Below are 26701 nucleotides of genomic sequence, written 5' to 3'. Positions count from 1 at the left end.
GCCAAGGTTGGCAACTTTATTACTTCGCAGTTGCAGAAAATCAAGTCTTTTCTTGCTACCTCAAGCGCCCGATCGTGTAGGTTGGATTGATCTTTTCCCTTTCAATATAGGCGGTTAAGGATTCGTGGTGCGGATGATGCGACGTTTTTGTTTCTGCCGCGGCCAATCCGCCCGAGATGAACAGAGAATCAATGCCCTCTCCCATGCCGCCCAGAATGTCCGTGTGGGGGCCGTCGCCGATCACCAGAATGTCGCTGTCGGGGATATCGTGCCCCAGTTCCTGCAACCTGCGACGGGCCAGATCATAGATCGGGGGATGCGGTTTGCCGAAATACAGGCTCTCGCCGCCCATTTCGGTGTACAGCCTGGCCAAAGCACCGGCACACCATTCGCGCACCTCGCCGCGGTCCACGACAATGTCAGGGTTAGCACAAAGCAGTTTCATCCCCATCTGCTTGGCGTACAGGAAATCCGGCCGGTTCACATCCGGGTCGGCCATCGGGTCGAACGGGCCGCAGCAGACAATACCCTCGGCTTCCTTCAGCGGCACACGCTCGATATGAATGGGGTGATCCAGCAGTTTCAGCGGTTCGAAAAAGCCCGCATCGCGCTGCCACTCGCCCATGAAATAAACCTTATGCCCGACAGCACCGCGGAACATCGCAGATCGCGCGGAATCCCCGCTGGTGGCGATGGTGTCATACGCGTCGGCGGGGACGTTGAATTGCACGAGTTGCTCTGCCACCCCGGCGCGGGGTTTGGGAGAGTTCGTGACCAAGACCACCAGTCCACCCTTGGCGCGATAGGCCTTCAGCGCTTCGACGGCCTCGGGGTAGGCCGTGATGCCGTTGTGAACACAGCCCCAAAGGTCGACGAACAATGCCTTGTAACGGTCCGAGATCTCGGAAAGCGAGGAAACGATCTGGGTCATGGGGGCCTCTGGGTCTGATATCGCGCTGGCGACAGCTATGGCAAAGCTTGGGCCCGAACACCATCCCGCATTCCCGTTTGCGCGAAGGAATGGGTGAAACTGCTACTCGTCTTCGGTAATTTCAGTGACGTCCGGGGCCTGCTGAACGTTTTCCGTTCCCAGGATGATCTGGGCCCCGATACGCGGCTGATACCGGATAATGGCCAGGTATCCGGGTCCAAGCTCCTCCTCCAGCACCCCGACCAGAGGGGTCTCACGCAGCTTGGGTGGCAGCAAACCGGCAATGGAAGAAACTTTGAACTGCGCCTCGGCCGGCAGATCGACGACCAGCCAAACCTCGGCCCGCTTGCGCTGAGCGTTGACGTCGATGCGGATGATTTCCACGGAAACCGGATCGGCCCATGCGCGAATGGCATCGGCCAGTTGCGCCTCGGTGCGCGTCTCCAGATAACGGTTGTAGGTGGACTTCCCAAGTTGCAGGACTACGACGACCAGAAACGCGATCGCGACAAAGACGCTGGCGGTAAAGTTCAGCTTGCGCTTTCCCTTGCTGAAAACCACGGACCGCGCGGCATAGACAAGATAAACCGCGCAGGCTGACAGAATGATCGCGCCAAGATTCGTTGCGAAAAGCAGCCCTGCCTCATAGGCCTCGGCGGGTTCGTCAAAATATAAAAGAATGCCCGAGGCCGACAGCGGGGGAACAAGCGAAACGCCGATGGCCGCGCCGGGTAGAAGGCTCAATTCGGATTTGTTGATCTGAACATAGGCCCCGGCCACACCGGCAGCGAGCGCGACGATCAGGTCTTCGGTGCCGGGATCGGTGCGCGCCAGGACCTGATCGGGGATCAAAATGCCACGGGGAACATCTGCGACATAGACCAGAAACCACGCCATCATCACGCAGACAATGGCAGCCAGGCACACCGTAAGCGCCAGCGTCACCGCGCGTTTCAGCCATCCCATGACCATCGCGGCTGCCACCCCGAGGATCGGGGTCATCAGCGGTGCCACAAGCATGGCCGCGATCACGACAGCGCCGGAGTTGCGCAGCAAACCCATGGTGGCAATCACGACCGACAGCGTCAGCAGCATTGCAAAGCGTCGCCAATACGCCGCCTTGTCGGCACCTTCAAAAAGAAGGATGCTGCGGGTGGTGCTTAGTTTTCGTACGACCATTGCATTTACCTGACCTGGGATAGGCTTTTGACCCCCCGGTCAGACTAACAACCGACAACGCGTCCGCAAATGGCTGTCAGCAAAGAAAAAAGGCGCCCGAATTGGACGCCTTCAGATTTGGGTCGCTTGAGGATCAGACCTTCAGGTTCGGAATGATCTGCTTTTTGCGGCTCATGATACCGGGCAGAACGACGGCGTCCCCGTCTACGGTTGCGCCAAAGCTTTTCTCGGCCACGGTTTTGACCAGATCATTGGGGACCAGCAGCGTGGCCTCTTCGTTCAGGATATCAACCACGAACAGCAGCACCTGATCGACGCCGTCTTCCTTGGCAACGTCCACCATCGAGTCCGCCAGGCTGGCCTTGCGGTCCAGAACGACGCCGGGGGCGGTGGTTTCCAGAACCGAGACCCGGAATTTGGTGCCGTCGACCTCGTATTCTTTACTGTCCATGCGGATCAACTCGGCGTCCGAAAAGGACGAGACATCCGATTTCGCCGCGAACATGTCTGCCGCATATGCCGAAATGTCCAGCTCGAGCTCAGCCGCCAGACGTTCTGCAACCTCGCGGTCATGCGCTGTGGTGGTCGGAGAGCGGAATTCCAGAGTATCCGACAGAATGCAGGTAAGCGCGGCGCCCTTGATTGCGTCGGGCATCTTGGCCGCATCTTCGCCCATCAGATCAACCATGATGGTGGCGGTGCAGGCCAGGGGGCGCACGGTGATGTCGATCGGGCCTTTGGTTTCCAGGCCACCGACCAGCTTGTGATGGTCGATGATGGCGCGGATATCCGCGTCGTTGATGTTGGCCGGCAGTTCGGCGGGGTTGTTGGTGTCGACGATAACCACCGGGGTTTCCGCAGGCAGGTCCTCAAGGATCCGCGGCTTGGGCAGGTCCCAGTTTTCCAGCATGAATGTTGCTTCGGTGTTGGGTTCACCCAGCAGCACGGGTTCGGTCTGCTCACCCTTGACCTCGTTCAGGTACCACGACCACAGGATCGGCGAACCTGTGGAATCTGTGTCGGGGGATTTGTGGCCAAATACTAGCGTCGTCATGTCAGTGTCCTGCGGAATGGAAATTTGCGCGCCTTATAGGGCGGCTAAAAGCCGTTGTCACGCCGCTGAGCACTGTCTGCGACGCTTGGTCTGAAAACCGCTGGGTCCGTTCAGAATTCGGCGCGTGTCAGAACGTATCCGGCTTCTTCCAGTTGGTTCAGCAGGCCGTAATCATCGCTCAGGTGTCCCGCGCCGACCGCAATCACAACTGTCTGATCCCTGATGTCCAGAATCTGCGCCATCCAGTTGGCATTTCGCTGCACCAGCAACTGCTGCTCGAAATTTTGCCATTCCGCATCAAAGGCTTCGGGGCTCAGGCCCGACTGCTCAAGCCCCTGTAGGCGGGCAAGCTGTATGATCTCGGCGTGCTTTTCTTCCAGATACGCGTTGGCCATGGTGGCCAACTGGTCCGCATTGCCCTGCATCGCCCCGGACAGGCGCACAAGCGACTCGACCTGTTTCTCGAGCGGATAACTGTCGAACATGGCCATCAGGTCTTCGATGCGTTCCAGCGAGTGCTGCGGGATACCTTTTTCAACGGCCAGATCGTTCAGGCGGGCGTCCATTCCGTAAGTTGAATTCGGGTCCTCGATCATGCAGGGCGGAATGCTCAGCATCATGGTCAGGAACCACGGACGCATTTTCGCAGCCATCCAGCCGGGGATGCCGCGCTGGGCCAGGGCTGCGGACAGCGCATCCCAGTCGTCTTCCGCCATCAGATCGATCAACGTAGGGCCTGAGGTTATCATTACCGCACTCAGGTCGTTGGCCATGGTCTTTTCGAAAGCGTCCATGTCGTGCTGAGTGACTTCGAAATAAAAGGCGTCCGCTTTGCTGAGTTCGGGCGACAGGCGGTCAATCACGTCTTCCATGCGCGGATCGTAACTGTGCAACGTGCCGATGATGTGCAAAACCGTGTCGCCCTTGCGTGCAATCCAGTGATTGCCTTCTGGATAAGCGATCTGGGCCACTGCACTTTGCAATTTGGTCCGGGTTTCCTCAGGCAGTTGCGGGCGCAGGTCCACCCCCTCGCACGCGGCCTGAGCCGAGATCGGAAACAGAAGGAACGCAAGAAAAGTGAGCAAACGCATGGGGCCAGCCTGAATGGTGTCAAGAAGTTGAACCCAGACTTAGCCACGCCACCTACCGATGTTCAAGCCGCCCGTCTGGTATTCCCCGACAATCTGCGTAGCATGGGCACATGAACCGCGAGCAGGATCTTTATCCCCCGGTCAAGGCGCTGCTGGAGCGTCAGGGATACATCGTCAAGGGCGAAGTCGGCGCAGCCGACATCGTTGCGGTGCGCGATGGGGATGCGCCGGTGATTGTCGAACTGAAACTGCGGTTCACGCTGGCCCTGTTTCATCAGGCGATCACCCGGCTGAAACTCACTGATCTGGTTTATGTTGCAGTCTGCAAACCCACGGGTCGAACGGCCCGGCGGGCGCTCAAGGATAATCTGGCACTGTGTCGTAGACTTGGTCTGGGCCTTATCACCGTGCGGGCTGATGGCACGGTCGAGGTTCAGTGCGATCCCGGCCCCTACGCGCCCCGTAAGAACAAAGCCGGGGCCGCACGGTTGCTGCGCGAATTCGACCGGCTGCAAGGCGACCCGAACGCCGGGGGCGCGACGCGCCATGGTATCGTGACGGCGTATCGGCAGGATGCGCTGAAATGTGCGGCCTATCTGGCCGAGAATGGCCCGTCCAAGGGGGCGGACGTCGCCAGATCGGTCGCGGTCCCGGTCGCCACCCGGCTGATGCGGGAAAACCACTACGGGTGGTTCGAGAAGGTTGAAAAAGGCATCTATGGGCTTACGTCAGAGGGCGCAGAAGGGTTGAAGCATTGGGCCTATAGCTGGGAACAGGCTGACTGATCCATTTTGCAAAAAAATCTCTCACAAATTGTTGACTCGGACTTTTAGACTCCCTAGCTATGCGTCGTTATCACTCACACACTCCGAGTGCTAACGCCTCGTCGGAAGGCGGGGGGAGGATAGATAAACTTTGAGCCCAAGGAGCTGCAAAGATGGCATTGAAACCGCTTCATGACCGTGTGCTGGTTCGCCGCGTAGAGAGCGAAGAGAAAACCGCAGGCGGCCTGATCATCCCTGACAGCGCAAAAGAAAAGCCGAGCGAAGGCGAAGTCGTCGCAACCGGCGAAGGTGCGCGCAAGGACAGCGGCGAACTGATCGCAATGGCTGTCAAAGCTGGGGACAAGATCCTGTTCGGCAAATGGTCGGGCACCGAGGTCAACGTCAACGGCGAAGAGCTGCTGATGATGAAAGAAAGCGACATCATGGGGATCATCGAGTAAGCGCGCGCTTTCTCTGATCTTCATTTCAAACTTATTTCTCAAGGAGAAACGACATGGCTGCAAAGGACGTCAAATTCGACACCGATGCCCGCAATCGTATGCTGAAGGGTGTGAACATCCTGGCCGACGCGGTTAAAGTGACCCTGGGCCCCAAAGGCCGCAACGTGGTTCTGGACAAATCTTTCGGCGCACCGCGCATCACCAAGGACGGTGTTTCGGTTGCCAAGGAAATCGAACTGGAAGACAAGTTCGAAAACATGGGCGCGCAGATGGTGAAAGAAGTCGCCAGCCGCACCAATGACGAAGCCGGCGACGGCACCACCACCGCAACCGTTCTGGCACAGGCGATCGTAAAAGAAGGCCTGAAGCAGGTTGCAGCTGGCCTGAACCCGATGGACCTGAAGCGCGGCATAGACCTGGCAACCGCCAAGGTTGTTGAAGGCATCAAAGAAGCCTCGCGCGAAGTCAAAGACTCGGCAGAAGTTGCCCAGGTTGGCACCATCTCGGCCAACGGCGAAGCCGAAATCGGTCAGCAGATCGCAGACGCGATGCAGAAGGTTGGCAACGAAGGTGTCATCACCGTCGAAGAAAACAAAGGTCTGGAAACCGAGACCGACGTTGTCGAAGGTATGCAGTTCGACCGCGGCTACCTGTCGCCTTACTTCGTCACCAACGCAGACAAGATGATTGCAGAACTCGACGACTGCATGATCCTGCTGCACGAGAAGAAACTCTCGTCGCTGCAGCCGATGGTTCCGCTGCTGGAACAAGTGATCCAGTCGCAGAAGCCGCTGCTGATCATCGCGGAAGACGTTGAAGGCGAAGCGCTGGCAACTCTGGTTGTCAACAAACTGCGCGGCGGCCTGAAAATTGCTGCTGTCAAAGCACCTGGCTTCGGCGATCGCCGTAAGGCCATGTTGCAGGACATCGCAATCCTGACCGGCGGTCAGGTTATCAGCGAAGATCTGGGCATGAAGCTCGAGTCCGTAACCATGGACATGCTGGGCACCGCCAAGAAAATCGAAATCACCAAAGACGAAACCACCATCGTCGACGGTGCTGGCGAGAAAGCCGAGATCGAAGCTCGTGTTGCTCAGATCCGCACTCAGATCGAAGAAACCACCAGCGACTACGACCGTGAGAAGCTGCAAGAGCGCGTTGCCAAACTGGCAGGCGGTGTTGCCGTTATTCGCGTCGGCGGCATGACCGAAGTTGAAGTGAAAGAGCGCAAAGACCGTGTGGACGATGCTCTGAACGCAACACGCGCTGCCGTTCAGGAAGGCGTTGTTGTGGGCGGTGGTGTTGCTTTGGTCCAGGCCGGTAAAGCACTGGAAGCTCTGAAAGGTGCAAACGCCGATCAGGACGCAGGTATCAACATCGTTCGCAAGGCAATCGAAGCGCCGCTGCGCCAGATCGCCGAGAACGCAGGTGTCGACGGCGCGGTTGTGGCCGGCAAGGTCCGTGAATCGTCGGACGCAGCATTCGGCTTCAACGCGCAGACCGAAGAATATGGCGACATGTTCTCGTTCGGTGTGATTGACCCGGCCAAAGTGGTTCGGACTGCTCTGGAAGACGCTGCATCGGTTGCTGGCCTGCTGGTTACCACCGAAGCAATGGTTGCCGACAAGCCTGCCAAGGAAGGCGCGGCACCTGCCGGCGGCATGCCCGACATGGGCGGCATGGGCGGCATGATGTAAGCACGCCGAATTCGCCTCTGGCGAATTCTGGCGACCCGACAGGCGCTTGGCGGTATCGCCAAGCTGCCGAGGGGGGAGCATTGGAGCTTGAGAACGGGGTCGCCTTCGGGCGGCCCCGTTTTGTGTTGACAGTTCTGTTTTCAAGGCGTGTTTAGACGCTGCTTTGTCCGGCGCCGGATGTCTGTTCCCACAACCTTCGCGAAAGTGAGTGTGCAAATCCCGCCCGAACGGCTATGCGGATGGCATGAGATTGTTTTTGCTCACCGCCCTGACCATGTGTGCCTTTGCGGCGAACTCCATTCTGAACCGGCTGGCCATCGACAGCGGAGCCAGCGATCCAACCGGATTTGCCATCGTTCGGGTTTTGGCGGGGGCCGTGGTCCTGGCCGCTCTTGTGCTGGCACGCGGAGGGCGCCTTCCGCTGCGCAATCGAAGGCGGATCATTGGCGCGGGGTCGTTGACGCTCTACATGATCGGATTTTCAATCGCCTACCTGACGCTGGATGCAGGCTTGGGTGCATTGATTCTGTTCGGTGTGGTGCAAATTACGATGTTTTCTGTGGGCGCATTGACGGGCGCGACTCCGACCGCCCGGCAGGTGGCGGGGGCAGGGGTTGCGCTTGCAGGTCTTGCCTATGTGCTGTGGCCGACTGGCGCCGTTCAAGTCGACTTGGCTGGCGCGGCTCTGATGGCCGCCGCCGGTATTGGTTGGGCCCTTTACTCGATAGCGGGCCGATCAGAAACAAACCCGCTGGAGGGAACGGCCGCCAATTTCATCGTCGCTTTGCCGGTGACTGCCCTGGCGATGCTTGCCGGCGGCAGCGCCTGGCAGATGAGCGGGGCGGGGTATCTGCTGGCCGTCCTGTCCGGCGCGGTAACATCCGGGCTTGGTTATGCTTTGTGGTACCGTGTTTTGCCTCAACTGGCCCCGTCCGTGGCGGCTGTCGTTCAACTCAGCGTGCCGGTGATCGCAATTCTCGGCGGTGTCGCCTTTCTGGGCGAGATTGCCGGAGTGCGGCTTATCATCGGGGCCACGCTTGTTTTGGGCGGTATCGCGCTGGCCGTGCTGCGACGTCACCGGGGCTAGGGCTTTTATCAAAGGCTGATAGGCTTTATCTGGCGGTTATGAAACTTTTGATTGCCTTGCTCTTCTGCCTCGCTCCTGCCGCAGCCAGTGCGAAATGCGTGATCCTTCTGCACGGCCTTGCGCGCACCGAGGCCTCGTTCACCGTGATGGAGCAGCTGTTCAAGGCGCATGACTATACCGTTGTGCGCCACGGGTATCCATCGACCGAAATCGGTATTCCGGAACTGGCAAGGCAAACCATACCGGACGCGCTTGCGGCATGTGGTGATGACAAAGCCAATGTCGTTGCGCATTCCATGGGCGGTATCCTGTTGCGCTATTGGCTCAAGGACCATCGGCCCGAAAACCTGGGTCGTGTCGTCATGCTCGGCCCGCCCAATCAGGGCAGCCAGTTGGTCGATGAGCTGAGCGCATGGGAAGTGTTCGGGTATCTGAACGGCCCGGCGGGCCTGCAATTGGGCACAGGTCCTGAAGGCATTCCGCGCCGCCTGCCGCCGGTGGATTTTGAGCTGGGGGTGATCGCGGGTGAGAATTCGCTCAACCCGCTGTTTTCATCGCTGATCGACGGGCCGGATGACGGTAAGGTTTCGGTTGAAACCACCAAGGTCGAAGGGATGAAGGATCATCTTGTTCTGCCGGTGACCCACACGTTCATGATGAACAACCCGCGCGTTATGGCACAGGCGCTGCATTTCATCGAATTTGGCCAATTCGATCGGCAGATCACCTGGCTGGACGGCGTGATGGAGATAATCGATGAGATCTGCATCGGGCAGGATTGCTCGGAACCTGACTCGGAGTCCACACGATGACCTCTCTGGATCTGACTTTGACCGGCGCAGAGGTTCTTTTGCCGGGGGATGGTCTGTCGCGCTGCGATCTCTCGATAGCGGAGGGTGTCATTCAGCAAGATCGGACCGGGCGCAGGGTTGACCTGACCGGTTATCTTGTCCTGCCCGGTATCGTCGACCTGCACGGGGACGGGTTCGAACGCCACATCGCCCCGCGCCGGGGCGCAATGAAGCAAATGAGCGAAGGCATTCTGGCAGCCGAAGCCGAACTGGCCGCCAATGGCATCACCACCGCCGTTCTGGCCCAGTTCTACAGCTGGGAAGGTGGCGTGCGTGGCCCCGAGTTTGCCGCGCAGGTGTTTCAGGCCATCGCTGCGGTCAAGAACAGCACCGTCACGGATCTGATCCCGCAATTGCGGTTCGAGACTAACATGCTAGGGGATTACGAGGGTCTGGCCCATCGCATCGCCGAATGGCAGGTGCCCTATGTGGTGTTCAATGATCACCTGCCGCATGATCGTTTGGCGCAGGGCAAAAAGCCGCCGCGCCTGACCGGGCAGGCGTTGAAGGCCGGACGCAATCCGGATGCGCATTTTGAGATGCTGCTCCATATGCATGCCCGTAGGAACGAGGTTCCCGCTGCCGTCGAAGCACTCAGCGCCGAACTTGTCTCAATGGGGGTGCGTTTGGGCAGCCATGATGACGCGACCGCCGAGACTAGGGCATGGTGGCACGACCGGGGCGTGCGCATTGCCGAATTCCCCGAAAAGCTTGAAGCCGCCGAAGCCGCGCGTTCCGCCGGGGATCACGTTATCCTCGGCTCTCCCAACGTTGTGCGGGGCGGATCACACAAGGGGAACGCAAGCGCCGTCGAACTGATCGCCATGGGGCTCTGTGATGCGTTGGCCTCGGATTATCACTATCCCAGCCCGCGCCGCGCAGCGTTGATGCTGGCCAAAACCGGTCTGCTGGATCTGGCCGGTGCCTGGGCGCTGGTCTCGTCCGGCCCCGCGCGGGTGCTGGACATGCAGGACAGGGGCACGCTCGCGCCGGGAAAACGCGCGGATCTGGTCATCCTGGATGCGGACACCCATCGCGTTGCGGCCACCCTGGCCGGTGGGCGCGTCAGTTACATGTCAGGCGACATCGCCGCCCGGTTTCTGGGATAGGCCCCGCAAAACCTTCATCTTTTCCAAAATACTCTCGCCGCGACACCCTCAACGTTTGATGCGGTTGAAATGCCCCATCTTGCGCCCGGCCTTTACCTCGGCCTTGCCATAGAGATGCAGCGCCACATCCCGCTCGCGGGCCAGCTCGGGTACACGGTCCATGTCGTCGCCGATCAGGTTCTCCATCACGACGTCGGAATGGCGCTGCCCGTCCCCCAAAGGCCACCCCGCCACGGCGCGGATATGCTGTTCGAACTGATCGACAGCACAGCCGTTCTGCGTCCAGTGCCCCGAATTGTGAACCCGCGGAGCGATTTCATTCACGATCAGGCCACCGGGCGTCACGAACAGCTCAACGCCCATCACACCAACATATTCGAGAGCGTTCAGGATGTTCGCCGCCAGCAGGATTGCGTCTGTGCGCTGGGCCGGGGACAGGCGGGCAGGGATGGTGGTGGTGCGCAGGATGCCATCGCGGTGCACATTCTCACCCGGATCGAAACAGGCGACCTGACCGTCCAGACCACGGGCCGCGATGATCGACACCTCGTGCGAGAAATCCACGAACCCTTCCAGAATGGCCGGTGCCCCGGACATATCGGCCAGAGCGGCCTCGGCATCCTCGGGCTTGCGCAGCCGGGCCTGCCCCTTGCCGTCATAGCCAAAGCGACGGGTTTTCAGGATGGCGGGTGTCCCGATCTGTTCGATCGCCGCATTCAGGCTGTTCAGGTCGGTGATATCCGCAAACGGGGCCGTCTTCAGGCCCAGCTCTTGCAGAAACGTCTTCTCGGTCAACCTGTCCTGGCTGACCCGCAAGGCCTCGCGCCCGGGGCGGATCGGGCGGTGCGCTTCCAGAATGTCCAGCGCTTCGGTCGGGATGTTTTCGAACTCATAGGTGATGACATCGACCGCATCGGCAAAGGCTTTCAGCGCATCTGCATCGTCATAAGCCGCAGTGGTGACGCGATCCGCAACCTGCCCCGCCGGTGGGTTCGCACCCGGCTCATAGATATGGCTGACAAAACCCAGCCTGGCGGCTGCCACGGACAGCATCCGGCCCAGCTGACCGCCCCCCAGAATCCCGATCACTGCACCTTGGGCGAGCATTTCCGCCATCTTCAACTCTCCAAACGTTTGCCAATTGCCCCAAGCGCGGACCGCAGCGCCTCGTGCGCGCCCCCGTCTTTCAGGGCGTCCGTCATTTGCAGGCTCAGCGTGCCCTCGGTCGCCAGGGCGTCACGCTCCTGCGCCAACCGTCCGGCGGCGCCTTTTTCCATCGAGGCCAGAAAACCCGCCATCAACTGCGTTGTATAGAACTCGGCCCCGTCCGCATCACCGGTTGCGTCACCCAGCCATTCGGCACCGGTGGCCATCAGGTCCAGAATGCCGGGAACCATGGCACAAATGGCGAAATGCGCGTTCAGCGCGGCTTCATCCGCAACCTTGACCACGGGGTTTTCCGGTTCAAACAGATCCGCCAGCAGGCGATCATTGCCAAAAGCCGCCATCGGGCAGCCGCCGGTTTCCAGAAAGCCCAGCGGGATGGTCTGCACGAAATCCGACGCAGGGGCGCAAAGCGCGGCAAGTTGCTCGGCGGGCACCGACGCCATGACCGACACGATCTGCTGATCGGCGCGGAATGTCAGCGGGTCCAGAACCTCGGCCGCGATATGCGGGCGCAGGCACAGGAACACGATGTCCGAGGTGTCAATCACGGCCTGAGGCGCAGCTACGGTTACGCCCAGTTCCGCCTTCAATGCGGCTGAAACCTTGGCGTTGCGCTCGGTCACGCTGATCTGGTGCCCCTTGGCGGCCATCAGCCGCGCAATCGGCGCGGCGATATGGCCGGTTCCGATAAAGCCGATCCGGTTCATCCCTGCGGTTCCTGGGGGATCGAGGCTGACAACGCGTCACGCCAGCTGTCCAGCCTTTCGGCCAAAGCATCATCCTGCAATGCAAGAATGCCCGCCGCCATCAGACCGGCATTGGCCCCGCCGGCGGACCCGATCGCCATGGTCGCCACCGGAAACCCTTTGGGCATCTGCACGATGGAATACAGCGAATCCACGCCCGACAAGGCTCGGGTCTGCACCGGGACGCCAATCACAGGCACCCGCGTTTTCGACGCCATCATGCCCGGAAGGTGCGCAGCCCCACCTGCACCTGCAATGATCACCTGCAACCCACGCGAAACGGCGGTCTTGCCATAATCCCACAGCCGGTCCGGCGTGCGGTGGGCGGATACGATGCGCGCTTCGTAGGCGACGCCCAGTTCGTCCAGAATATCCGCGGCTTCCTTCATCGTGGGCCAGTCCGACTGGCTGCCCATGATGATCCCTACTTTCACATCGCTCATCCGCATACGTCCCCGCGCTCAGAAAGAGCGCGCACTATAGCCAAATCCGGTTGGCTGGCAATGCGGTACAGGGCGTTCAGGCGATGATATCGGGCGTCAGGCGGTCTTCGATCAGGCGGATGATGTCTTTCAGGCGCAGTTTCTCTTTTTTCAGGCGCCGCAAGGTCAGTTGATCGGCCGTTCCCTTGTCATGCAATGCCTGAATCGCCTCGTCCAGATCGCGGTGCTGTCGGCGGAAGACCTCAAGCTCAACACGCAATACTTCATCTGTTTTCATCGAAAGATCGGTAGGCGCGTTCATTGGCGACTCGAGTTGGTTGTGGTGCTTGGCCAACAAGATAGTGTGTCAGACGTTATCGCGCCAGACCTTGTGGACATCCTGGTTTCTTCCCATATTCTATTGCAGGCGGTTGCCAGAACGGGGCCGCACACCACGTCGCTTTTACAAAGAAGGACGAAAATACGTGTCGAAACTTACTCTTGGCTCATACCCGCATCTTTTGGGGTTCGAGCAGTTGGAACGCCTTCTGGAACGGTCTGCAAAGGCCGGAAATGAGGGATACCCGCCCTATAACATCGAACAGACCTCGGATTTTTCCTATCGCATCACTCTTGCGGTGGCCGGGTTTGCCGAAGAGGATCTGTCAATCACGATCGAGGATCGCCAGTTGGTGATCCGGGGCCGTCAGCGCGACGACAGCGAGGGGCGCATCTTCCTGCATCGCGGCATTGCGGCGCGTCAGTTCCAGCGCATGTTCGTGCTGGCCGATGGTGTCGAAGTGGGCGAGGCGATCATGGAAAATGGTCTGCTGCATGTGGATCTAACCCGCGCCGTGCCGGAAACCGTGGTTCAGACGATCAACATACGGAAGGGGTAAGAGCAATGAATACACCGATTGAAATCAACACCCAGGGCAACCGTATTGTCTATGTCAAAACGGTTGAAGTATCTGAATTGCCTCGGGAAGTTCGTGAACAGGCCGGCGATCTGGATCAGCTTTACGCCGTCCACGATTCCGACGGGCAGCAACTGGCGCTGGTCGCCGACCGCAAGCTGGCCTTCGTGCTGGCGCGCGAACATGACCTGTCTCCGGTGGCCGTTCACTAGGCGGCCTGAAACTCTGCTGAAAAGACGTGACATTTTCTGCCTATGCAGTGATCGTGCCACAAATGCTAAAGCAGGAGTGGCATTATGGGCTGGTTTGACTTTGACTGGGTGGACGCCTTCAGTGATCGCGCCTTCGGTGGCAACGGATGTGCCGTCGTCCATGAAGGTGCGCGCCTGACGCAAGAGGTCTGCATGGCCTATGTGCGCGAAACCTCTCTGGTCGAATGCACCTTTACCGGGCCGTCCGACGTGGCCGACATCCGCGTCCGCTACTTTCTGGCCAGCCGCGAAATTCCCTTTGCGGGGCATCCGACTATCGCCACCGTCGCGGCGATGCGATCCCGCGGCATGATCTCGGGCGATCGTCTGACGCTGGAAACCGGTGCCGGCCTGGTGTCGATCCGTTTGCAGGGGGATCAGATCGAAATGACTCAGGTCGCACCGCAATTCGGTACGCGCGTCCCAGCGGAACTGGTGGCGGAAGCGGTCAGCCTGCCACCGGAAGCCATCATTTCTCCGCCTCAAATGGTTTCGACCGGCTTGCCGTTCTGCATCACCGTCCTGCGGGATCATGCGGCCTTACGGGCCGCTCAATTGGTTGAAGGCCCGTTGCGCAAAGTGGCTGAAACTGCGGGGTATTCCGGCTCGGACATGGCCGAGCCGTTTCTTGTCACGCTGCAAGGGGCAACCGATGAGGGGGATACGTTTTCGCGCCTTCTCATGGCACCGCCCAGCCCGCCCGAAGATCCGTTTACCGGGTCTGCCACCGGTGCGATGGCCGCCTATTTGTGGAAACATGGCTTGATGCAAAAGGAAAGCTTCATCGCCCAGCAGGGTCACGATATGGGCCGCCCCGGGAAGGCAATCGTCACGCGTGCCGGCCCGTCTGATGCGATGACGGGCATCAAGGTTTCTGGTCAAGGGCATATCCTGATGCGCGGGCAGGTCGACCTTCCGGAAACGCCGATAAACTAGGCGGGCGTTGACCTAGGGCTGACCGCGAAACCCTGGCCGGATGCGACGGGCTACATCCAGGCCAACCGCAGAATCGGGGCCGTACTTGGTTCGATCCCGTGTCGTTTACACAACCTGTCCAGATATGACCCTGAAACCGGCAGCCCGGCCATCCGGTTGGCCATCAGTTTCTTCTGATGGCCGTAGATGTGTACCGAATGCACGGCTTCGGTTTCGATTTCGTTCGTCGCGATTCGCGGATCGTGGAGCTTCCACAATTCCTCCTGGGCCAGCGGATAAAAGGTTTCGGCAGCCATGGCATGGTGGTCTTCTGCCGTCTGGCGCAGGAAATGGCCAAAGGCTTTGGGCCCCGAACTGGCCCAGGGCAGGGCTTCGATGCCCCAGCGTTCCCCTCTGGCGGTTCGTTCCCGATTGTGGCGCTGCAATCTGCGTCCACGCCAGGGTTGGGACGGGTTAGACGACATGACAAATTTCAGCATCTGTTCCAGGGTCGCCGATCTTGTGGGCAGGCGCAGCACACCAGTTGGGAAGTCACCCCGCCTGGAGCGACCGAACACGAAATCCGTCGAAAATTCAAACGCCCGTACGCAATAGGCATCCAGATCGACCCAGATCATCTCGCCTTGCCGCATCAGGTGCAGCCGGAAAATATCCGAGAAGACGGCAACGCCCTGTCTGTCTTCGGCCTTGACCCAAAAGGCGGCGGCCAGAAAACGTCGCTGGCAGGGCGGGTTTCGACGCCTGCCGGAATGCCTTTTACCTCGTGCGCGACATACAGGACGAAGCGGTGGCCGTGATCCAGAAAGGATTGAAGGCAGAGTTGCTCCAACCAACTCAGATCGGATCCAAACCAGAAACTGGCAATGGTCGGAGACCTGTTCGTCATCTCAGTTTCACACCCGCCTTGAGGTCCTGAAAAGCATCAGGACCAGCGGCATTTGTCAATTGGTGACCAAAAAAGAAACGGCCCCCGGAATGACCGGAGGCCGCCAAACAAAGTCAGATGAAACCGTTATCCGTTTGCTGCGATCAGGCCCATGCTTTCCAGTTTCAGCAGCACCTGATGGGCGCAGTTGTCGACCTCGACATTTTCGGTTTCGACGCGCAGCTCGGGGTTTTCCGGAACATCGTAAGGGTCCGAGATGCCCGTGAACTCCTTGATCTTGCCCTCGCGCGCAAGCTTGTACAGACCCTTGCGATCGCGGCGTTCGCATTCCTCGATGCTGGTGGCCACATGCACCTCGCAGAAGGCTCCGAACTGTTCGATCTCTTCCCGCACGGCACGGCGTGTGGTGGCATAGGGCGCAATCGGGGCGCAGATGGCGATGCCGCCGTTCTTGGTGATCTCGGACGCCACATATCCGATGCGACGGATGTTCAGGTCGCGGTGTTCCTTCGAGAAGCCCAGTTCCGAGCTGAGATTCTTGCGAACGATGTCGCCATCCAGCAGCGTCACCGGGCGGTCGCCCATCTCCATCAGCTTGACCATCAGCGCGTTTGCGATGGTCGACTTGCCCGAGCCCGAAAAGCCAGTGAAGAAGACGGTGAAACCCTGCTTGGAGCGCGGCGGGAAGCGGCGGCGCAGTTCCTCAACCACCTCGGGAAACGAGAACCACTCGGGGATTTCCAGCCCTTCACGCAGGCGGCGGCGCAGTTCGGTACCCGAGATGTTCAGGATCGTGACGTTGTCCTTGTCGAGAATCTCATCATTCGGTTCGTACTGGGCGCGTTCCTGCACATAGACCATGTGCTTGAAGTCCACCATTTCAACGCCGATTTCGTCCTGAAACTGTCGGAACAGATCCTGCGCGTCATAGGGGCCGTAGAAATCCTCACCCTTGCTGTTCTTGCCGGGGCCTGCGTGGTCGCGGCCGACGATGAAGTGGGTGCAGCCGTGGTTGGCGCGGATCAGGCCGTGCCAGACGGCCTCGCGCGGGCCAGCCATGCGCATGGCCAGATTCAACAAGCTCATAGAGGTGGTCGAGGCGGGGTACTTGTCCAGCACCGCCTCGTAACAGCGCACGCGGGTAAAATGATCGACGTCGCCCGGTTTGGTCATGCCCACGACCGGGTGGATCAGCAGGTTGGCCTGTGCCTCTTTGGCGGCGCGGAAGGTCAGCTCCTGATGCGCGCGGTGCAGCGGGTTGCGGGTCTGGAAGGCCACGATGCGGCGCCAGCCCAGCTTGCGGAAATAGGCGCGCAATTCATTCGGCGTGTCGCGACGCCCACGAAAATCGTAATGCACGGGTTGTTGGATTCCGACCACCGGTCCGCCCAGATAGACCTTGCCGGCCACGTTGTGCAGATAGTTCACCGCCGGGTGGGCATCGTCATCGGCGCCAAAGACCTTCTCTGCCTCGCGTGACTTGTCCGGAGTCCAGCGGTCGGTCACGGTCATGGTGCCCAAGATTACGCCTTCCTGATCACGCAGAGCGATATCCTGCCCAAGTTCGATCTGATCCGCGAAGTCTTCGCTGACATCCAATGTGATGGGCATTGGCCAAAGCGTTCCATCGGCCAGGCGCATATTCTCGACCACATTGTCGTAATCCGCTTCGCTCAGAAATCCCTTGAGCGGGTTGAACCCGCCATTCATCAGAAGTTCCAGGTCGCAGATCTGACGCGGGCTCAGATCCCAGCTGGTCAGGTCGGCCGCTTCCACCTTCAGCTTCTGCGCCGAATCGTATGACACATACAGTTCGGGTATCGGGGCCAGATTGCTTAACATCGTCATTGGAATTCTCTTGTCGCAGTGTTGATTTGCCAGTGGATATCAGGCGGTTTCGAGGCGTTTGCACCGACTGACAGGCGAAGTCCACAGGCGTGAATGTAACAAAGGAGGATATGCGCCGAATATTTTTGAATTGGAAGGAATTTCTAATTCACGGGTCAAATCGATGATCTGATCCTTGCGATCAGAGGTTATTGCTTCATGCAGAGAATTTCTGTTCCTGTTCTGTGGCGTTCTGCTCAAGTGTGGACGCACGGGTGACGGGCAGGGCGGGAATCGGTTCAGACACGCCGCGCAGCTGGAACAATCTGATATCGTTCTGGGGCACGACGACACCTGCGGCCTTCAGCAACTCTTGCGAGACCAGCAGTTCGACCTTCAGCGCCTTGGTTTCGCTTTCCAGACGACTGGCGACATTGACGGCGTCGCCGATTATGGTTTTCGATGCGTGGCCCGCGGCGCCGATCTCACCCACCACCAGATCCCCAAGATGCAGACCCATCCCGATGCGAATGCCGGGGCTTCCTTCGGCCTCGAGCTGTGCGTTGAATTCATCAAGGGCGTGACTGATGTCGATGGCGGCTTGCAATCCGGCACGGGCGGACGCCGCTGCATTCGGCTTTTCAAAAACGGCCAGCAGCCCGTCTCCCATATATTTGTCCACGACACCGCCTTCCTTGGTGATGGCAGGCACGACCGCATCGAAAAACCGGTTCAGCAGGAACACGATGTCATAAGGCAATTGGCCGGTCGTGCGCGCGGTAAAGCTGCGCATGTCCAGAAACAAAACAGCCAACTGACGTTCCTGACCCTGGCTGGCATGTCCGCGTATGCGCCCGCCATCTGGCCTGAAAACCCGAAAAACGGTGGTGGGTTCCGTTGGGCGTATCTGGCAGGCCAGTCGCGTCTGCGGCGAGGCGCCCACAGCGGCAAGGCTGCGTGCTTCGACGTCGCCGGGCGGTGGCAGGGCGTCGCTGCCATCCTCTACGATGACCCGGCATGTGGTGCAGCGCCCCTTTCCACCGCACAAGGCGGCGTGCGGCACGCCGTTCACCTGCGAAATCTCAAGCAAGGTCATGCCTTTTTCCGCGACCACCTCGGGCCCTTTGGCGTAATTCACGCGCACTGAATGCCTGCGCCGCCACAGTTTGCGCCCGATGTAAACCAGACCCGTCGCCCCCAGAGCCAGCCAGAAGATCAAAAGGCCATAATCTTTTACACTGAACAGGGTCTGGAAGGTTTCGGGCGATGGCCAATTGTAGTGCTCGATATATTGCTCGCGCAGGAATTCATCAGCAAAGTCGGCCCATATGCGTCGACCTTCGGTCAGCAATCCGGCCAACGCGAATAATGGCACGAAAACCGCAACGCCGATCAGATAGGGCACGACCCGCGACCACCACCGGGTCAGCCGCAACCACATATGCAAACCGATGCAGCCGTGTATCCAAACGATCAGCAACAAGGCGCTTTGCATCCATACGGCGATACTGGGCCACATCAAAATGATGATATATCCCATCTCGTCATTGACGTCATAGATCTCGTGCGCGACCCGCGTCTGCACGATGTGCGAGATCAGTTGCAGCGGAATCAGCAAGCCCAGAACGACCTGCAACGCCGTGCTGAAGGGCATGCGCAGGGTTCTGCGTTGCGCGATCGATGTCAGGGCCAAACCTGCATGCGTGAACAGGGCAGCATAGAGAAGCACGCTCATGACATCGTGGCGTGTGACGGCCTTCCGACCATCCTGCATCCCGTGCAGGTAATCCGTGTGAAACAGGCCCAAGCCAATATTTATGAAGTGAAAGAACGCGAACACAAACAACACAAGACCACTGACGATCCTGAGTCGGGTTGACCACCCGCCGCGCCAAAGAGCGTTGTTCAAATGTTCACCTGTTTTTCGCTTTTCCCTCGGCAATCCTGATACGCCGCCGGCTGGGGGTCAAGGGATTGGCAGGTGGCATCGGCTGCCGATCAGTGATTGCAGAGCAGCGTATGCTGTGCAGTGTCCCCTTAAACCCCGGGGGCACTGTACTGAAAGGGCTGACGGCCTTCGGATCTGAACTCACCGGGGCAGCCCCGCAACATTCAGAACGCGCGCTATTCGTTTTCCGCCAGGAACCGTTCGGCATCCAGTGCCGCCATGCAGCCCATACCGGCGCTTGTGACCGCCTGACGATAGACGTGATCGGTCAGATCGCCCGCTGCGAACACGCCCGGAACCGAGGTTTCCGTGCTGCCCGGCTTGGTGACGACATAGCCACCCATATGCGTTTCAAGCGTGTCCTTGACCAGCTCGTTCGCAGGCGCGTGGCCGATGGCAACAAACACGCCTTTACAGGGGATTTCTGTGATCTCTCCGGTTTTGACATGTTTGACGCGAACGCCCTCGACGCCCAGCGGCGCGTCGGTGCCGATCACTTCTTCCAACTCGTGGAACCACAGTGGCTCGATTTTGTCGTTCTTCATCAGCCGGTCTTGCAGGATCTTTTCCGCGCGCAGCTCATTGCGGCGATGGATCAGAGTCACCTTGCTGGCGAAATTGGTCAGGAACAGGGCCTCTTCCACGGCCGTATTGCCGCCGCCGATCACCACGATTTCCTGTCCGCGATAGAAGAACCCGTCGCAGGTGGCGCAGGCTGAAACGCCAAAGCCCTTGAACTTTTCTTCCGACGGCAGGCCCAGCCACTTGGCGCGCGCGCCGGTCGCCAGAATGACGGCGTCCGCCGTGTAGGTAGTGCCGCTGTCGCCCTTGGCGGTGAAGGGGCGCTGGCTGAGGTCCAGATCGTTGATGATGTCGCCGATCACTTCGCAACCCATGGCCTTGGCATGATCCTGCATCCGGACCATCAGGTCCGGGCCCTGTACCTCGGTGTCGCCGGGCCAGTTCTCGACCTCGGTCGTTGTCGTCAGCTGGCCGCCGGGCTCGATACCCTGCACCAGGATGGGTTCCAGCATGGCGCGGCTTGCGTAAACGCCCGCAGTGTATCCTGCCGGCCCCGATCCGATGATCAGAACCTTGGTGTGTCGTGTGTCGGCCATGGTAACTCCGCTCGAATTGCCTGAATTGGGCTTTTTGCCCGTCGCCCCGATATAGCGACCGACAGACCCGGCTTAAAGCCCCTTACTGTTCAAGGCCGTTCAAGCCGCCGTGCGCAGTGTGAGGGCGAAATGAGAGAATTGAAAACAAAGAAAATTGCGCATGTACGAAACATTATTGCGCGCGCGTGGGGGGCTGATATAAGAACCGCAATAATCAGGAGCATTTGATGGTCACGACTCGGCTGGATGATATCGACCGCAAGATTCTGGCGGAACTACAGGCAGACGGTCGTATGACCAATGTGGAACTTGCCAAACGGGTCGGAATTTCGGCGCCGCCCTGTCTGCGCCGCGTGCGCACACTGGAAGAATCCGGCTATATCACCGGTTACCACGCCGAGGTGAATTCCCGTGAGTTGGGATTCGAAGTGCAGGTGTTCGCCATGGTCGGTCTTGACAGTCAGGCCGAGACCGAGCTGCGCGCGTTCGAAGAACGCTGCCGCGAATGGCCGCTTGTCCGTGAATGCCACATGCTGAACGGCGAGGTGGACTTCATCCTGAAATGCGTCGCACCCGATCTCAGCAGTTTTCAGCAGTTTCTGACCGGTGAACTGCTGACCACGCCAAACGTGGCCAGCGTCAAGACTTCGCTTGTTATCCGCGGCGCAAAAGACGAACCAGGCGTGCCGTTCGACGTTCTGGAAGAACGAATGAACCGGACGGCGTAACCCCCAGACGTTTTGCAGGTGCGGTGTTCGGTGGCAGCATGGCAGCCACCGCCAAGGATAGAATCCAACTTAGTAACAGCTGCATGATGCCCCCCATAATGCAGTAATCGCTATCGTACTCAGGCTGTCATCGCGTCGATTTCTCCGTCCCCGGCACGCGGCATCAGCAGCGGACCAAAATCGTTGAGCGACTCGATATGCGCAAACAGGTTCAGATAAACCGACCGCAACGAGTGGCTGATCATCCGGACCGCGTTCACACCTGGGTGATACGTTTCGAACTGTAAACCATCTACCCGAATAACGGAATGCCGTTTCAGACAAATGTGAAACAGTTCAACTGGCGTCGGCGGCATTGTTTCAATCACGCCCGTTCCATCCTGAAATTCGGATACAGGTGTCAGAATCGGGTCATTTCCGTACAAATGCCGTAAATGTGTCGGTGTGCCCACGATCCGTGCCGCAGGCCCGGCGATTACACCCGACATCGGTTTTTGCATCCCGAATGTATCTGCCGTGACGCGCGTAAGCGGCCGCGTGCGGCCCCGCGAATCCGGACGTCCCGGGATCAGAGTGACAGATCCCTTCCAAAGCACGGTTTCCGACGCGCCATCCTGCGTCAGGACAGTATCCCCTGGCATCAGGTCTTCGATGGCCATGGGCCCATGTTCCGTTTCAACCAGCGATCCGCGCGTGAAGGCACAAAAAGCGTCTTCGAACATTGGCAGAGCGGGCGCGATGTGTCTGGTCTGAACCACGTTTCCGTTTTTCAACAGGCTGCTGACTTCATACCGGCGCAGCTGAGCCTTTGGTTTCGCAACCGGCCGCGGTGCTTCCCGCAGCATGGCTGTCGTTTCGATCGCATTTCTGGCCGCACGGGCCAGTGAACTAGGAATAGTCATAAATATTCCTTCCCCTCAAATTGTCCGGTCAGGCGCGGCGTATCCCCGTACAGGCCAACCTGGCGAACTGGTTCTTTGTCTTGAAACAAATGGGTGACCCATGGGCGGCGGTCGGTCAGACCCCGCATTGCGACAAAATCTCGCTTTCCAATGGTCAACACATTGACCCCCCAGACAAACTCGTACTTCACGGGCGAAAATTGCCCGCACACACACAACTCCTGAATCCGTCTCGACCCCCTCAGATCGCGACGCACCACACATCGGGCAGGAGCAAGCCCGAAGCGCGTTCACCCAATCGAGACCGGCAGCTTGGCCTCAGGGTGTTTCTGTCTCAGCGTCGTGCCGCGATGCGGCTTGCGACCCTGACAGAATGGCTTGATACCCGCTTCCACGGCATTTCCAGCTTCTGGCTCCGCGTGGCGGCAACCATGGCTTTGAGAAAGCGAGATTTGGTTTTCATTTTCTGGTCCTGCTCTGAACGGGTTTGTTTCCCGCATCCGTTATGAACCTTTTGTGACGCACGTTTGCGGCATGGATAAGGCTTATCCGGGATGTTTTGCAGACAAGAAATTTATACTCGGTCCATCCTTCCACTCAACACGCCAGCGTCCGAAACAAGGACGTCAGAAGACCATCTGATAGCTGGCAAAACTCGTTACGATTCTGAGTCCGATAAACACAACAAATGTGGCGGAAAAGTGGCGCAGCGCCTAAATCTGGGCCAAAATCACAATCTTATGACCGAGATCAACCGCCCGTAATCGGCCTCGTTTGCATGTGTTGTGCGGCGGTAGGAATAGAACCGGTCCGGGTCGGAATATGTGCAGTGCCGGGTCCATTCCGCCTGCCCGACACCGGCCTGCCGCAATCGGTGCAAGCCAAAGGCGGGCAGGTCGAATTGCAGCCGGTCATCCTGTCCGTTTGCAAAGAACCGGGTGTTGTCTGGAGAATCGGCGATAAATGCGTCCAGAAACTCGGGGCCCACTTCGTAGGCGCGTTGCGAAATGCTGGGGCCGATGACGGCGTTGATATTCCGGCGTGTTGCGCCAAGCGCTTCCATGGCGTCCAGCGTCGCCTCCAGCACACCGTCAAGCGCGCCGCGCCAGCCCGCATGGGTTGCTCCGATCACCTTGGCCGCGGGATCGGCAAACAGAACTGGCTGACAATCTGCCGTCAGAATCGTCAGCGCCAGACCGGGTGTCGCCGTCACGACCGCGTCCGCGCGCGGTTTTTCACCTTCCAGGGGCTGTTCAACCGTCAGAACTGTTGGGGAATGAACTTGATGCACGCCGATCATCGCCTCGGGCGCGACGCCTATCGCATCGGCAACCCGTCGGCGGTTCAACGCGACAATTTCGGTTTGATCTGACGATCCATAACCGCAATTCAACCCGTCGAAGATACCAGAGGACGCCCCGCCGCGACGGGTGAAGAACCCGTGCCGAAATGGGGAAAGCAAGTCCGAAGTCAGAATTTCCAGTGTCATGGCTCTAATCCCGGCGGTGGTGCAGCATAGGCCGGATAGAGGCCCATCACCTTGAACAGATTTCCCATTTCGGCCGGATGCGTCAACCGGCGATGCGCGGCAGCCAGGGCATCCAGCTCGGAACCGCTCAGCGACCGGGACAAAGCCTGCGCCCGGGCGGTTATGCCAAGCCGTTCCAGAAACACGCCCTGCGGTGTCAGGCGTGTGTGCCTGGCTCCGCAGGCGCGGGTCGCAATGGCCAGAGGCTCAAAATCCACATGTGCCGTCAGGTCGGCCTGACCGGGTGACGCCAGCGGATCGGCGGGCTCGTGGTTTTGCAGGGCTTGCAGCGTATCACCCAACGAATGCCAGTCGCCATAATCGACAATCAGCGCGGCACCTCCGTGGCTGGCGATCCGACCGGCAATCACGGTCAGAATGGGGATCGCTGCGGCGCATAGCTCGACCAGATCACCATCCTTGGTGTCCGAAAGCCTGTCCGCCAGCGCCACTTGCGGCCCGTTGGGCCCTCGCCCAAACAGCAATTCGCCGTCGCGTTCGCCGACCAAGCGTTCACTCCAGCCGTCACCGTCGCGCAGGAACTGCCGGACGGGCAACGCGTCGAAGAACTCGTTCGCCACCAGCAGCAGTGGCTGGTCCGGCAACTCTGCGACACTGTCGGCCCAGTTCGGTGTGTAATCCTTCAGGGTGTCCGCCTGAACCTGCTTCAGGGCAGGCGAGGCCTCGACCAGCACGATCCGGGCAGCATCGTGAAATCCCTGCACGGCCCGGGTGGCACGCAATATGTCACTCATCAGAGTGCCGCGCCCGGGCCCCAATTCGCACAGGGTGAATGGCGCGGGACGGCCCTGATCCACCCAGCATTGCGCAAGGCACAGCCCGATCAGTTCGCCAAACATCTGGCTGATTTCCGGTGCCGTGGTGAAATCCCCGGCAGCCCCCAACGGATCACGCGTCGTGTAATAGCCCAGCGTGGGATGCAGAAGGCATTCGGCCATGTAGTCGGCCACGCTCATCGGTCCATCCTGTCGGATGCGGGCGATCAGGCGATCGGTCAGGCTCATTTTGCCCGCCCTGCGCGAAAGACAAACCACAGGCCAAGCGCGATCATGGGCAATGACAGGATCTGGCCCATGGTCAGGCCATATCCGCCCACATGCCATGCAAGCCCCAGCGGATTGCCGGGCGACACGAACTGCGCATCCGGCTGGCGGAAAAATTCAACAATAAAGCGCGATGCGCCGTAACCGGCCAGAAACGTGCCCATGATCAGGCCGGGTTTCTGAAAGGCCCCCCGGCGATAGACCAGCCACAGCAACAACGCGCCCAGCAACACGCCTTCCAGCGCCGCTTCGTACAGCTGCGAGGGGTGCCGGGCGCACATTCCCGCAACCACGCCGGGGCAGTCCTGCGCGGCAAAACCGGGAAAAATGACGGCCCAGGGCAGCTCGCTCGGGCGGCCCCACAGCTCGGCATTGACGAAATTGGCAAGCCGCCCCAACAGCAGGCCGGGTGGCACGGTGTAGGCGACCAGATCACCCAGCGACAGGGCCGGAATCCGATGGCGGCGGGCAAACAGGTACGAGGCCAGGATCACGCCCAGCAGACCACCATGAAACGCCATGCCGCCTTGCCAGACCTTTACTATCTCAAGCGGATGCGACAGGTAATAGGCGGGTTGGTAAAACAGCACAAAGCCAAGCCGCCCGCCCAGGATCACGCCCAGAATGATCCAGGTGACCAGATCCTCCAGTTGGTTCGGTTTCATCGGCGGGCCGTCCGTAGGCCACAGGGCAGGGCGGCGCAACGCCATGACTGCCAGCCGCCACGCAATCAGGATGCCCGCGATATAGGCCAGCGCATACCACCTCAACGCGAACTCCATCCCGAACAGCGAGATCGAGAACAATTCGGGCGACAGATCGGGGAAATTCAGAACAGCCTGCATGTGCGTCTCATTGCCCGGGGTTTGCAGGGCAAGTCAACCTTGAGCCTGCGGCATTCTTTCCCCATATAGAGATCAACCGCGATACCGGAGTAGTGATATGCAAACCCGCAACAAGATACTGGACGACATGTCCCAGCTGATGACCAACGCCATGGGTGTCGCGCAGGGCGCGCGGGAAGAGGCCGAGAACGCGATGAAGTCGATGATCGACCGCTGGCTGGCCGACCGTGATTTCGTCACCCGCGAAGAATTCGACGCCGTCCGCGCCATGGCCCAGAAAGCGCGCGAAGAAAACGCCGCACTCGAAGCCCGCATTGCCGCGCTCGAGGCGAAACTGGACAAGTAACGCCCCGGGCGTTCCCTGTTTTCACAATTTTGGACGAACTCTTACGCCGCGCAATCCAGCCGGGATTGTGCGGTGCCGTGCATTTTGAAGCATCGCGGGATTAAATCAAGACAAAGCTGACCCGACATCCAATATTTTGATCCCCGTTGCCTTCTGTCCACAACTTATTGCTGTTATCCCCAACAAATAGGGTTGCCAGAACCTACGCCACATCGCACCATATTTAGTACAGACCTATGGGGGAAGCCCGGTTTGTAGAGCAGGCAACTAGCGCTGGGGCGCTGCCAGCCCCAAAATGCTAGAGATTAGTGAGGTGGCATTATGGCCCTTTCCGAGCAGTATCTCGAAGAAGACATTCATCCGATCGACATTGTTGAACATCTGGCCGAACATCACGACTGGGATTTTGACCGCATTGGGGACGATCAGATCGCCATGGCTGTCGAAGGCCAGTGGCGGACCTATTCAATCACTCTGGCCTGGTCCAACTATGACGAAACGCTGCGGATGGTGTGTTCGTTCGAAATGGAACCACCGGCCGAGCGGGAAATGCAGCTCTATGAGCTTCTCAACAAGATGAATGATCAGTGCTGGGCAGGTGCCTTTACCTATTGGGCGAACCAGAAGCTGATGGTGTACCGGTACGGGTTGGTCCTTGCCGGGGGGCAGACAGCCAGCGCCGAACAGATCGATACGATGATCACCGCTGCCGTCATGAGCGCGGAACGGTACTATCCGGCGATTCAACTGGTCACCTGGGGCAATCGAGAGCCAGAAGAAGCCATGCAAGTGGCCATTGCAGAGGCCTACGGCCGGGCGTAAAGCTTTGCCCCGAACCGACATGTA

At 59.4% G+C, this 26701-nt stretch carries 29 protein-coding genes; 12 read left to right on the top strand and 17 right to left on the bottom strand.

Annotated elements, in window-relative coordinates; translation table 11 throughout:
* Positions 1 to 55: 55 nt before the first annotated feature.
* From GOW04_RS13465 to GOW04_RS13450, 4 genes are all read right to left on the bottom strand, one after another.
* Complete coding sequence (locus GOW04_RS13465; RefSeq protein ID WP_171168937.1) at positions 56 to 931, bottom strand: TIGR01459 family HAD-type hydrolase; 876 nt, start codon at positions 929 to 931, stop codon at positions 56 to 58.
* Between the two features lie 102 nt (positions 932 to 1033).
* Positions 1034 to 2110, bottom strand: coding sequence for a DUF389 domain-containing protein (locus tag GOW04_RS13460; protein ID WP_171168936.1), 1077 nt, complete (start codon positions 2108 to 2110; stop codon positions 1034 to 1036).
* Positions 2111 to 2243: 133 nt separating this feature from the next.
* Complete coding sequence (locus GOW04_RS13455) at positions 2244 to 3164, bottom strand: manganese-dependent inorganic pyrophosphatase (protein WP_171229002.1); 921 nt, start codon at positions 3162 to 3164, stop codon at positions 2244 to 2246.
* Positions 3165 to 3274: 110 nt separating this feature from the next.
* A complete protein-coding gene (locus GOW04_RS13450; RefSeq protein WP_171232882.1) occupies positions 3275 to 4255 on the bottom strand; it encodes a TraB/GumN family protein in 981 nt (326 codons plus the stop codon).
* A 110-nt stretch (positions 4256 to 4365) separates the two neighbouring features.
* On the opposite strand from GOW04_RS13450, the gene GOW04_RS13445 reads away from it, so the two are divergent.
* The 6 genes from GOW04_RS13445 (at position 4366) to GOW04_RS13420 (ending at position 10224) form a co-directional block, all read left to right on the top strand.
* Positions 4366 to 5040 (top strand): DUF2161 domain-containing phosphodiesterase, encoded by a 675-nt coding sequence (locus tag GOW04_RS13445; protein WP_171232881.1) that lies wholly within the window; start codon positions 4366 to 4368, stop codon positions 5038 to 5040.
* Between the two features lie 152 nt (positions 5041 to 5192).
* A complete protein-coding gene (groES, locus tag GOW04_RS13440) occupies positions 5193 to 5480 on the top strand; it encodes a co-chaperone GroES (RefSeq protein WP_152458994.1) in 288 nt (95 codons plus the stop codon).
* A 53-nt stretch (positions 5481 to 5533) separates the two neighbouring features.
* Positions 5534 to 7177 (top strand): chaperonin GroEL, encoded by a 1644-nt coding sequence (groL, locus tag GOW04_RS13435; RefSeq protein WP_152458993.1) that lies wholly within the window; start codon positions 5534 to 5536, stop codon positions 7175 to 7177.
* Positions 7178 to 7421: 244 nt separating this feature from the next.
* The gene (locus GOW04_RS13430; RefSeq protein ID WP_171118782.1) at positions 7422 to 8264 is read left to right on the top strand and encodes a DMT family transporter; all 843 of its coding nucleotides are present in this window, start codon (positions 7422 to 7424) and stop codon (positions 8262 to 8264) included.
* A gap of 38 nt (positions 8265 to 8302) precedes the next feature.
* Positions 8303 to 9076, top strand: a complete 774-nt coding sequence (locus tag GOW04_RS13425; protein ID WP_171232880.1) for an alpha/beta fold hydrolase — start codon at positions 8303 to 8305, stop codon at positions 9074 to 9076.
* Positions 9073 to 10224 carry an alpha-D-ribose 1-methylphosphonate 5-triphosphate diphosphatase gene (locus GOW04_RS13420; RefSeq protein ID WP_171232879.1) on the top strand — a complete coding sequence of 384 codons (1152 nt, stop codon included), beginning with the start codon at positions 9073 to 9075 and terminating at the stop codon, positions 10222 to 10224. The genes GOW04_RS13425 and GOW04_RS13420 overlap by 4 nt, the downstream gene beginning before the upstream one ends.
* 48 nt (positions 10225 to 10272) lie before the next feature.
* On the opposite strand, the gene GOW04_RS13415 is transcribed toward GOW04_RS13420, so the two are convergent.
* The 4 genes from GOW04_RS13415 to GOW04_RS13400 all read right to left on the bottom strand — a co-directional run bounded on the left by GOW04_RS13415 (position 10273) and on the right by GOW04_RS13400 (position 12881).
* Positions 10273 to 11340, bottom strand: a complete 1068-nt coding sequence (locus GOW04_RS13415) for a 5-(carboxyamino)imidazole ribonucleotide synthase (protein WP_171232878.1) — start codon at positions 11338 to 11340, stop codon at positions 10273 to 10275.
* Positions 11341 to 11342: 2 nt separating this feature from the next.
* A complete protein-coding gene (locus GOW04_RS13410) occupies positions 11343 to 12098 on the bottom strand; it encodes an NAD(P)-binding domain-containing protein (protein ID WP_171232877.1) in 756 nt (251 codons plus the stop codon).
* Complete coding sequence (purE, locus tag GOW04_RS13405) at positions 12095 to 12580, bottom strand: 5-(carboxyamino)imidazole ribonucleotide mutase (RefSeq protein WP_152458987.1); 486 nt, start codon at positions 12578 to 12580, stop codon at positions 12095 to 12097. The genes GOW04_RS13410 and purE overlap by 4 nt, the downstream gene beginning before the upstream one ends.
* 76 nt (positions 12581 to 12656) lie before the next feature.
* On the bottom strand, positions 12657 to 12881 hold the full coding sequence (locus GOW04_RS13400; protein WP_152458986.1) for a YdcH family protein: 225 nt from the start codon (positions 12879 to 12881) through the stop codon (positions 12657 to 12659).
* Between the two features lie 163 nt (positions 12882 to 13044).
* On the opposite strand from GOW04_RS13400, the gene GOW04_RS13395 reads away from it, so the two are divergent.
* The 3 genes from GOW04_RS13395 (at position 13045) to GOW04_RS13385 (ending at position 14663) form a co-directional block, all read left to right on the top strand.
* The gene (locus GOW04_RS13395; protein ID WP_058275530.1) at positions 13045 to 13458 is read left to right on the top strand and encodes an Hsp20 family protein; all 414 of its coding nucleotides are present in this window, start codon (positions 13045 to 13047) and stop codon (positions 13456 to 13458) included.
* 5 nt (positions 13459 to 13463) lie between these two features.
* Positions 13464 to 13688 carry a DUF1150 family protein gene (locus GOW04_RS13390; protein ID WP_152458985.1) on the top strand — a complete coding sequence of 75 codons (225 nt, stop codon included), beginning with the start codon at positions 13464 to 13466 and terminating at the stop codon, positions 13686 to 13688.
* A gap of 84 nt (positions 13689 to 13772) precedes the next feature.
* The gene (locus GOW04_RS13385; RefSeq protein ID WP_171232876.1) at positions 13773 to 14663 is read left to right on the top strand and encodes a PhzF family phenazine biosynthesis protein; all 891 of its coding nucleotides are present in this window, start codon (positions 13773 to 13775) and stop codon (positions 14661 to 14663) included.
* Between the two features lie 50 nt (positions 14664 to 14713).
* Here the strand turns inward: GOW04_RS13385 and GOW04_RS13380 are convergent, their stop codons facing one another.
* The 4 genes from GOW04_RS13380 to trxB form a co-directional block, all read right to left on the bottom strand.
* Positions 14714 to 15295: a hypothetical protein gene (locus GOW04_RS13380; RefSeq protein WP_254430147.1), complete on the bottom strand. Its 582-nt coding sequence runs from the start codon at positions 15293 to 15295 to the stop codon at positions 14714 to 14716.
* Positions 15296 to 15675: 380 nt separating this feature from the next.
* A complete protein-coding gene (locus tag GOW04_RS13375; protein ID WP_152458982.1) occupies positions 15676 to 17397 on the bottom strand; it encodes a bifunctional sulfate adenylyltransferase/adenylylsulfate kinase in 1722 nt (573 codons plus the stop codon).
* A 196-nt stretch (positions 17398 to 17593) separates the two neighbouring features.
* Positions 17594 to 19285: an adenylate/guanylate cyclase domain-containing protein gene (locus tag GOW04_RS13370; RefSeq protein ID WP_171232875.1), complete on the bottom strand. Its 1692-nt coding sequence runs from the start codon at positions 19283 to 19285 to the stop codon at positions 17594 to 17596.
* Positions 19286 to 19500: 215 nt separating this feature from the next.
* On the bottom strand, positions 19501 to 20442 hold the full coding sequence (trxB, locus tag GOW04_RS13365; protein ID WP_171232874.1) for a thioredoxin-disulfide reductase: 942 nt from the start codon (positions 20440 to 20442) through the stop codon (positions 19501 to 19503).
* 227 nt (positions 20443 to 20669) lie between these two features.
* Here trxB and GOW04_RS13360 point away from each other — a divergent pair, with 227 nt between their 5' ends.
* Positions 20670 to 21170: an Lrp/AsnC family transcriptional regulator gene (locus GOW04_RS13360; RefSeq protein WP_152458979.1), complete on the top strand. Its 501-nt coding sequence runs from the start codon at positions 20670 to 20672 to the stop codon at positions 21168 to 21170.
* 119 nt (positions 21171 to 21289) lie between these two features.
* Here the strand turns inward: GOW04_RS13360 and GOW04_RS13355 are convergent, their stop codons facing one another.
* The 5 genes from GOW04_RS13355 to lgt form a co-directional block, all read right to left on the bottom strand.
* On the bottom strand, positions 21290 to 22072 hold the full coding sequence (locus GOW04_RS13355) for a Hint domain-containing protein (RefSeq protein WP_171168906.1): 783 nt from the start codon (positions 22070 to 22072) through the stop codon (positions 21290 to 21292).
* Positions 22073 to 22406: 334 nt separating this feature from the next.
* Positions 22407 to 22535 (bottom strand): hypothetical protein, encoded by a 129-nt coding sequence (locus GOW04_RS22165; RefSeq protein ID WP_256367481.1) that lies wholly within the window; start codon positions 22533 to 22535, stop codon positions 22407 to 22409.
* Between the two features lie 267 nt (positions 22536 to 22802).
* Positions 22803 to 23561 (bottom strand): peptidoglycan editing factor PgeF, encoded by a 759-nt coding sequence (gene pgeF, locus GOW04_RS13350; RefSeq protein ID WP_171232873.1) that lies wholly within the window; start codon positions 23559 to 23561, stop codon positions 22803 to 22805.
* Complete coding sequence (locus GOW04_RS13345; RefSeq protein WP_171232872.1) at positions 23558 to 24625, bottom strand: class I SAM-dependent methyltransferase; 1068 nt, start codon at positions 24623 to 24625, stop codon at positions 23558 to 23560. Before GOW04_RS13345 ends, pgeF begins: the two co-directional genes overlap by 4 nt.
* The gene (gene lgt / locus GOW04_RS13340; protein ID WP_171118756.1) at positions 24622 to 25509 is read right to left on the bottom strand and encodes a prolipoprotein diacylglyceryl transferase; all 888 of its coding nucleotides are present in this window, start codon (positions 25507 to 25509) and stop codon (positions 24622 to 24624) included. Before lgt ends, GOW04_RS13345 begins: the two co-directional genes overlap by 4 nt.
* A 97-nt stretch (positions 25510 to 25606) precedes the next feature.
* Between lgt and GOW04_RS13335 the strand changes: the two genes are divergently transcribed.
* A complete protein-coding gene (locus tag GOW04_RS13335; RefSeq protein WP_152458974.1) occupies positions 25607 to 25855 on the top strand; it encodes an accessory factor UbiK family protein in 249 nt (82 codons plus the stop codon).
* Positions 25856 to 26176: 321 nt separating this feature from the next.
* Positions 26177 to 26677 (top strand): YbjN domain-containing protein, encoded by a 501-nt coding sequence (locus tag GOW04_RS13330; protein ID WP_152458973.1) that lies wholly within the window; start codon positions 26177 to 26179, stop codon positions 26675 to 26677.
* Positions 26678 to 26701: the final 24 nt, after the last annotated feature.

Source organism: Ruegeria sp. HKCCA4812 (genome assembly GCF_013034245.1).
Lineage (GTDB): Bacteria > Pseudomonadota > Alphaproteobacteria > Rhodobacterales > Rhodobacteraceae > Ruegeria.
Note: the sequence above shows the minus strand (reverse complement) of the source record. Positions and strands in the feature narration are given on the sequence as shown.

What these genes read in the sequence shown, in the direction of transcription:
- GOW04_RS13380 (WP_254430147.1), bottom strand. Translation starts at nt 15,295, where the DNA reads ATGCGGCAAGGCGAGATGATCTGGGTCGATCTGGATGCCTATTGCGTA.
- GOW04_RS13390 (WP_152458985.1), top strand. Translation starts at nt 13,464, where the DNA reads ATGAATACACCGATTGAAATCAACACCCAGGGCAACCGTATTGTCTAT.
- GOW04_RS13425 (WP_171232880.1), top strand. Translation starts at nt 8,303, where the DNA reads ATGAAACTTTTGATTGCCTTGCTCTTCTGCCTCGCTCCTGCCGCAGCC.
- GOW04_RS22165 (WP_256367481.1), bottom strand. Translation starts at nt 22,535, where the DNA reads ATGAAAACCAAATCTCGCTTTCTCAAAGCCATGGTTGCCGCCACGCGG.
- GOW04_RS13330 (WP_152458973.1), top strand. Translation starts at nt 26,177, where the DNA reads ATGGCCCTTTCCGAGCAGTATCTCGAAGAAGACATTCATCCGATCGAC.
- GOW04_RS13335 (WP_152458974.1), top strand. Translation starts at nt 25,607, where the DNA reads ATGCAAACCCGCAACAAGATACTGGACGACATGTCCCAGCTGATGACC.
- trxB (WP_171232874.1), bottom strand. Translation starts at nt 20,442, where the DNA reads ATGGCCGACACACGACACACCAAGGTTCTGATCATCGGATCGGGGCCG.
- purE (WP_152458987.1), bottom strand. Translation starts at nt 12,580, where the DNA reads ATGAGCGATGTGAAAGTAGGGATCATCATGGGCAGCCAGTCGGACTGG.
- GOW04_RS13375 (WP_152458982.1), bottom strand. Translation starts at nt 17,397, where the DNA reads ATGACGATGTTAAGCAATCTGGCCCCGATACCCGAACTGTATGTGTCA.
- GOW04_RS13400 (WP_152458986.1), bottom strand. Translation starts at nt 12,881, where the DNA reads ATGAACGCGCCTACCGATCTTTCGATGAAAACAGATGAAGTATTGCGT.
- GOW04_RS13460 (WP_171168936.1), bottom strand. Translation starts at nt 2,110, where the DNA reads ATGGTCGTACGAAAACTAAGCACCACCCGCAGCATCCTTCTTTTTGAA.
- GOW04_RS13445 (WP_171232881.1), top strand. Translation starts at nt 4,366, where the DNA reads ATGAACCGCGAGCAGGATCTTTATCCCCCGGTCAAGGCGCTGCTGGAG.
- GOW04_RS13415 (WP_171232878.1), bottom strand. Translation starts at nt 11,340, where the DNA reads ATGGCGGAAATGCTCGCCCAAGGTGCAGTGATCGGGATTCTGGGGGGC.
- GOW04_RS13345 (WP_171232872.1), bottom strand. Translation starts at nt 24,625, where the DNA reads ATGAGCCTGACCGATCGCCTGATCGCCCGCATCCGACAGGATGGACCG.
- groL (WP_152458993.1), top strand. Translation starts at nt 5,534, where the DNA reads ATGGCTGCAAAGGACGTCAAATTCGACACCGATGCCCGCAATCGTATG.
- GOW04_RS13455 (WP_171229002.1), bottom strand. Translation starts at nt 3,164, where the DNA reads ATGACGACGCTAGTATTTGGCCACAAATCCCCCGACACAGATTCCACA.
- pgeF (WP_171232873.1), bottom strand. Translation starts at nt 23,561, where the DNA reads ATGACACTGGAAATTCTGACTTCGGACTTGCTTTCCCCATTTCGGCAC.
- GOW04_RS13385 (WP_171232876.1), top strand. Translation starts at nt 13,773, where the DNA reads ATGGGCTGGTTTGACTTTGACTGGGTGGACGCCTTCAGTGATCGCGCC.
- GOW04_RS13355 (WP_171168906.1), bottom strand. Translation starts at nt 22,072, where the DNA reads ATGACTATTCCTAGTTCACTGGCCCGTGCGGCCAGAAATGCGATCGAA.
- GOW04_RS13430 (WP_171118782.1), top strand. Translation starts at nt 7,422, where the DNA reads ATGAGATTGTTTTTGCTCACCGCCCTGACCATGTGTGCCTTTGCGGCG.
- GOW04_RS13450 (WP_171232882.1), bottom strand. Translation starts at nt 4,255, where the DNA reads ATGCGTTTGCTCACTTTTCTTGCGTTCCTTCTGTTTCCGATCTCGGCT.
- lgt (WP_171118756.1), bottom strand. Translation starts at nt 25,509, where the DNA reads ATGCAGGCTGTTCTGAATTTCCCCGATCTGTCGCCCGAATTGTTCTCG.
- GOW04_RS13410 (WP_171232877.1), bottom strand. Translation starts at nt 12,098, where the DNA reads ATGAACCGGATCGGCTTTATCGGAACCGGCCATATCGCCGCGCCGATT.
- GOW04_RS13360 (WP_152458979.1), top strand. Translation starts at nt 20,670, where the DNA reads ATGGTCACGACTCGGCTGGATGATATCGACCGCAAGATTCTGGCGGAA.
- groES (WP_152458994.1), top strand. Translation starts at nt 5,193, where the DNA reads ATGGCATTGAAACCGCTTCATGACCGTGTGCTGGTTCGCCGCGTAGAG.
- GOW04_RS13420 (WP_171232879.1), top strand. Translation starts at nt 9,073, where the DNA reads ATGACCTCTCTGGATCTGACTTTGACCGGCGCAGAGGTTCTTTTGCCG.
- GOW04_RS13465 (WP_171168937.1), bottom strand. Translation starts at nt 931, where the DNA reads ATGACCCAGATCGTTTCCTCGCTTTCCGAGATCTCGGACCGTTACAAG.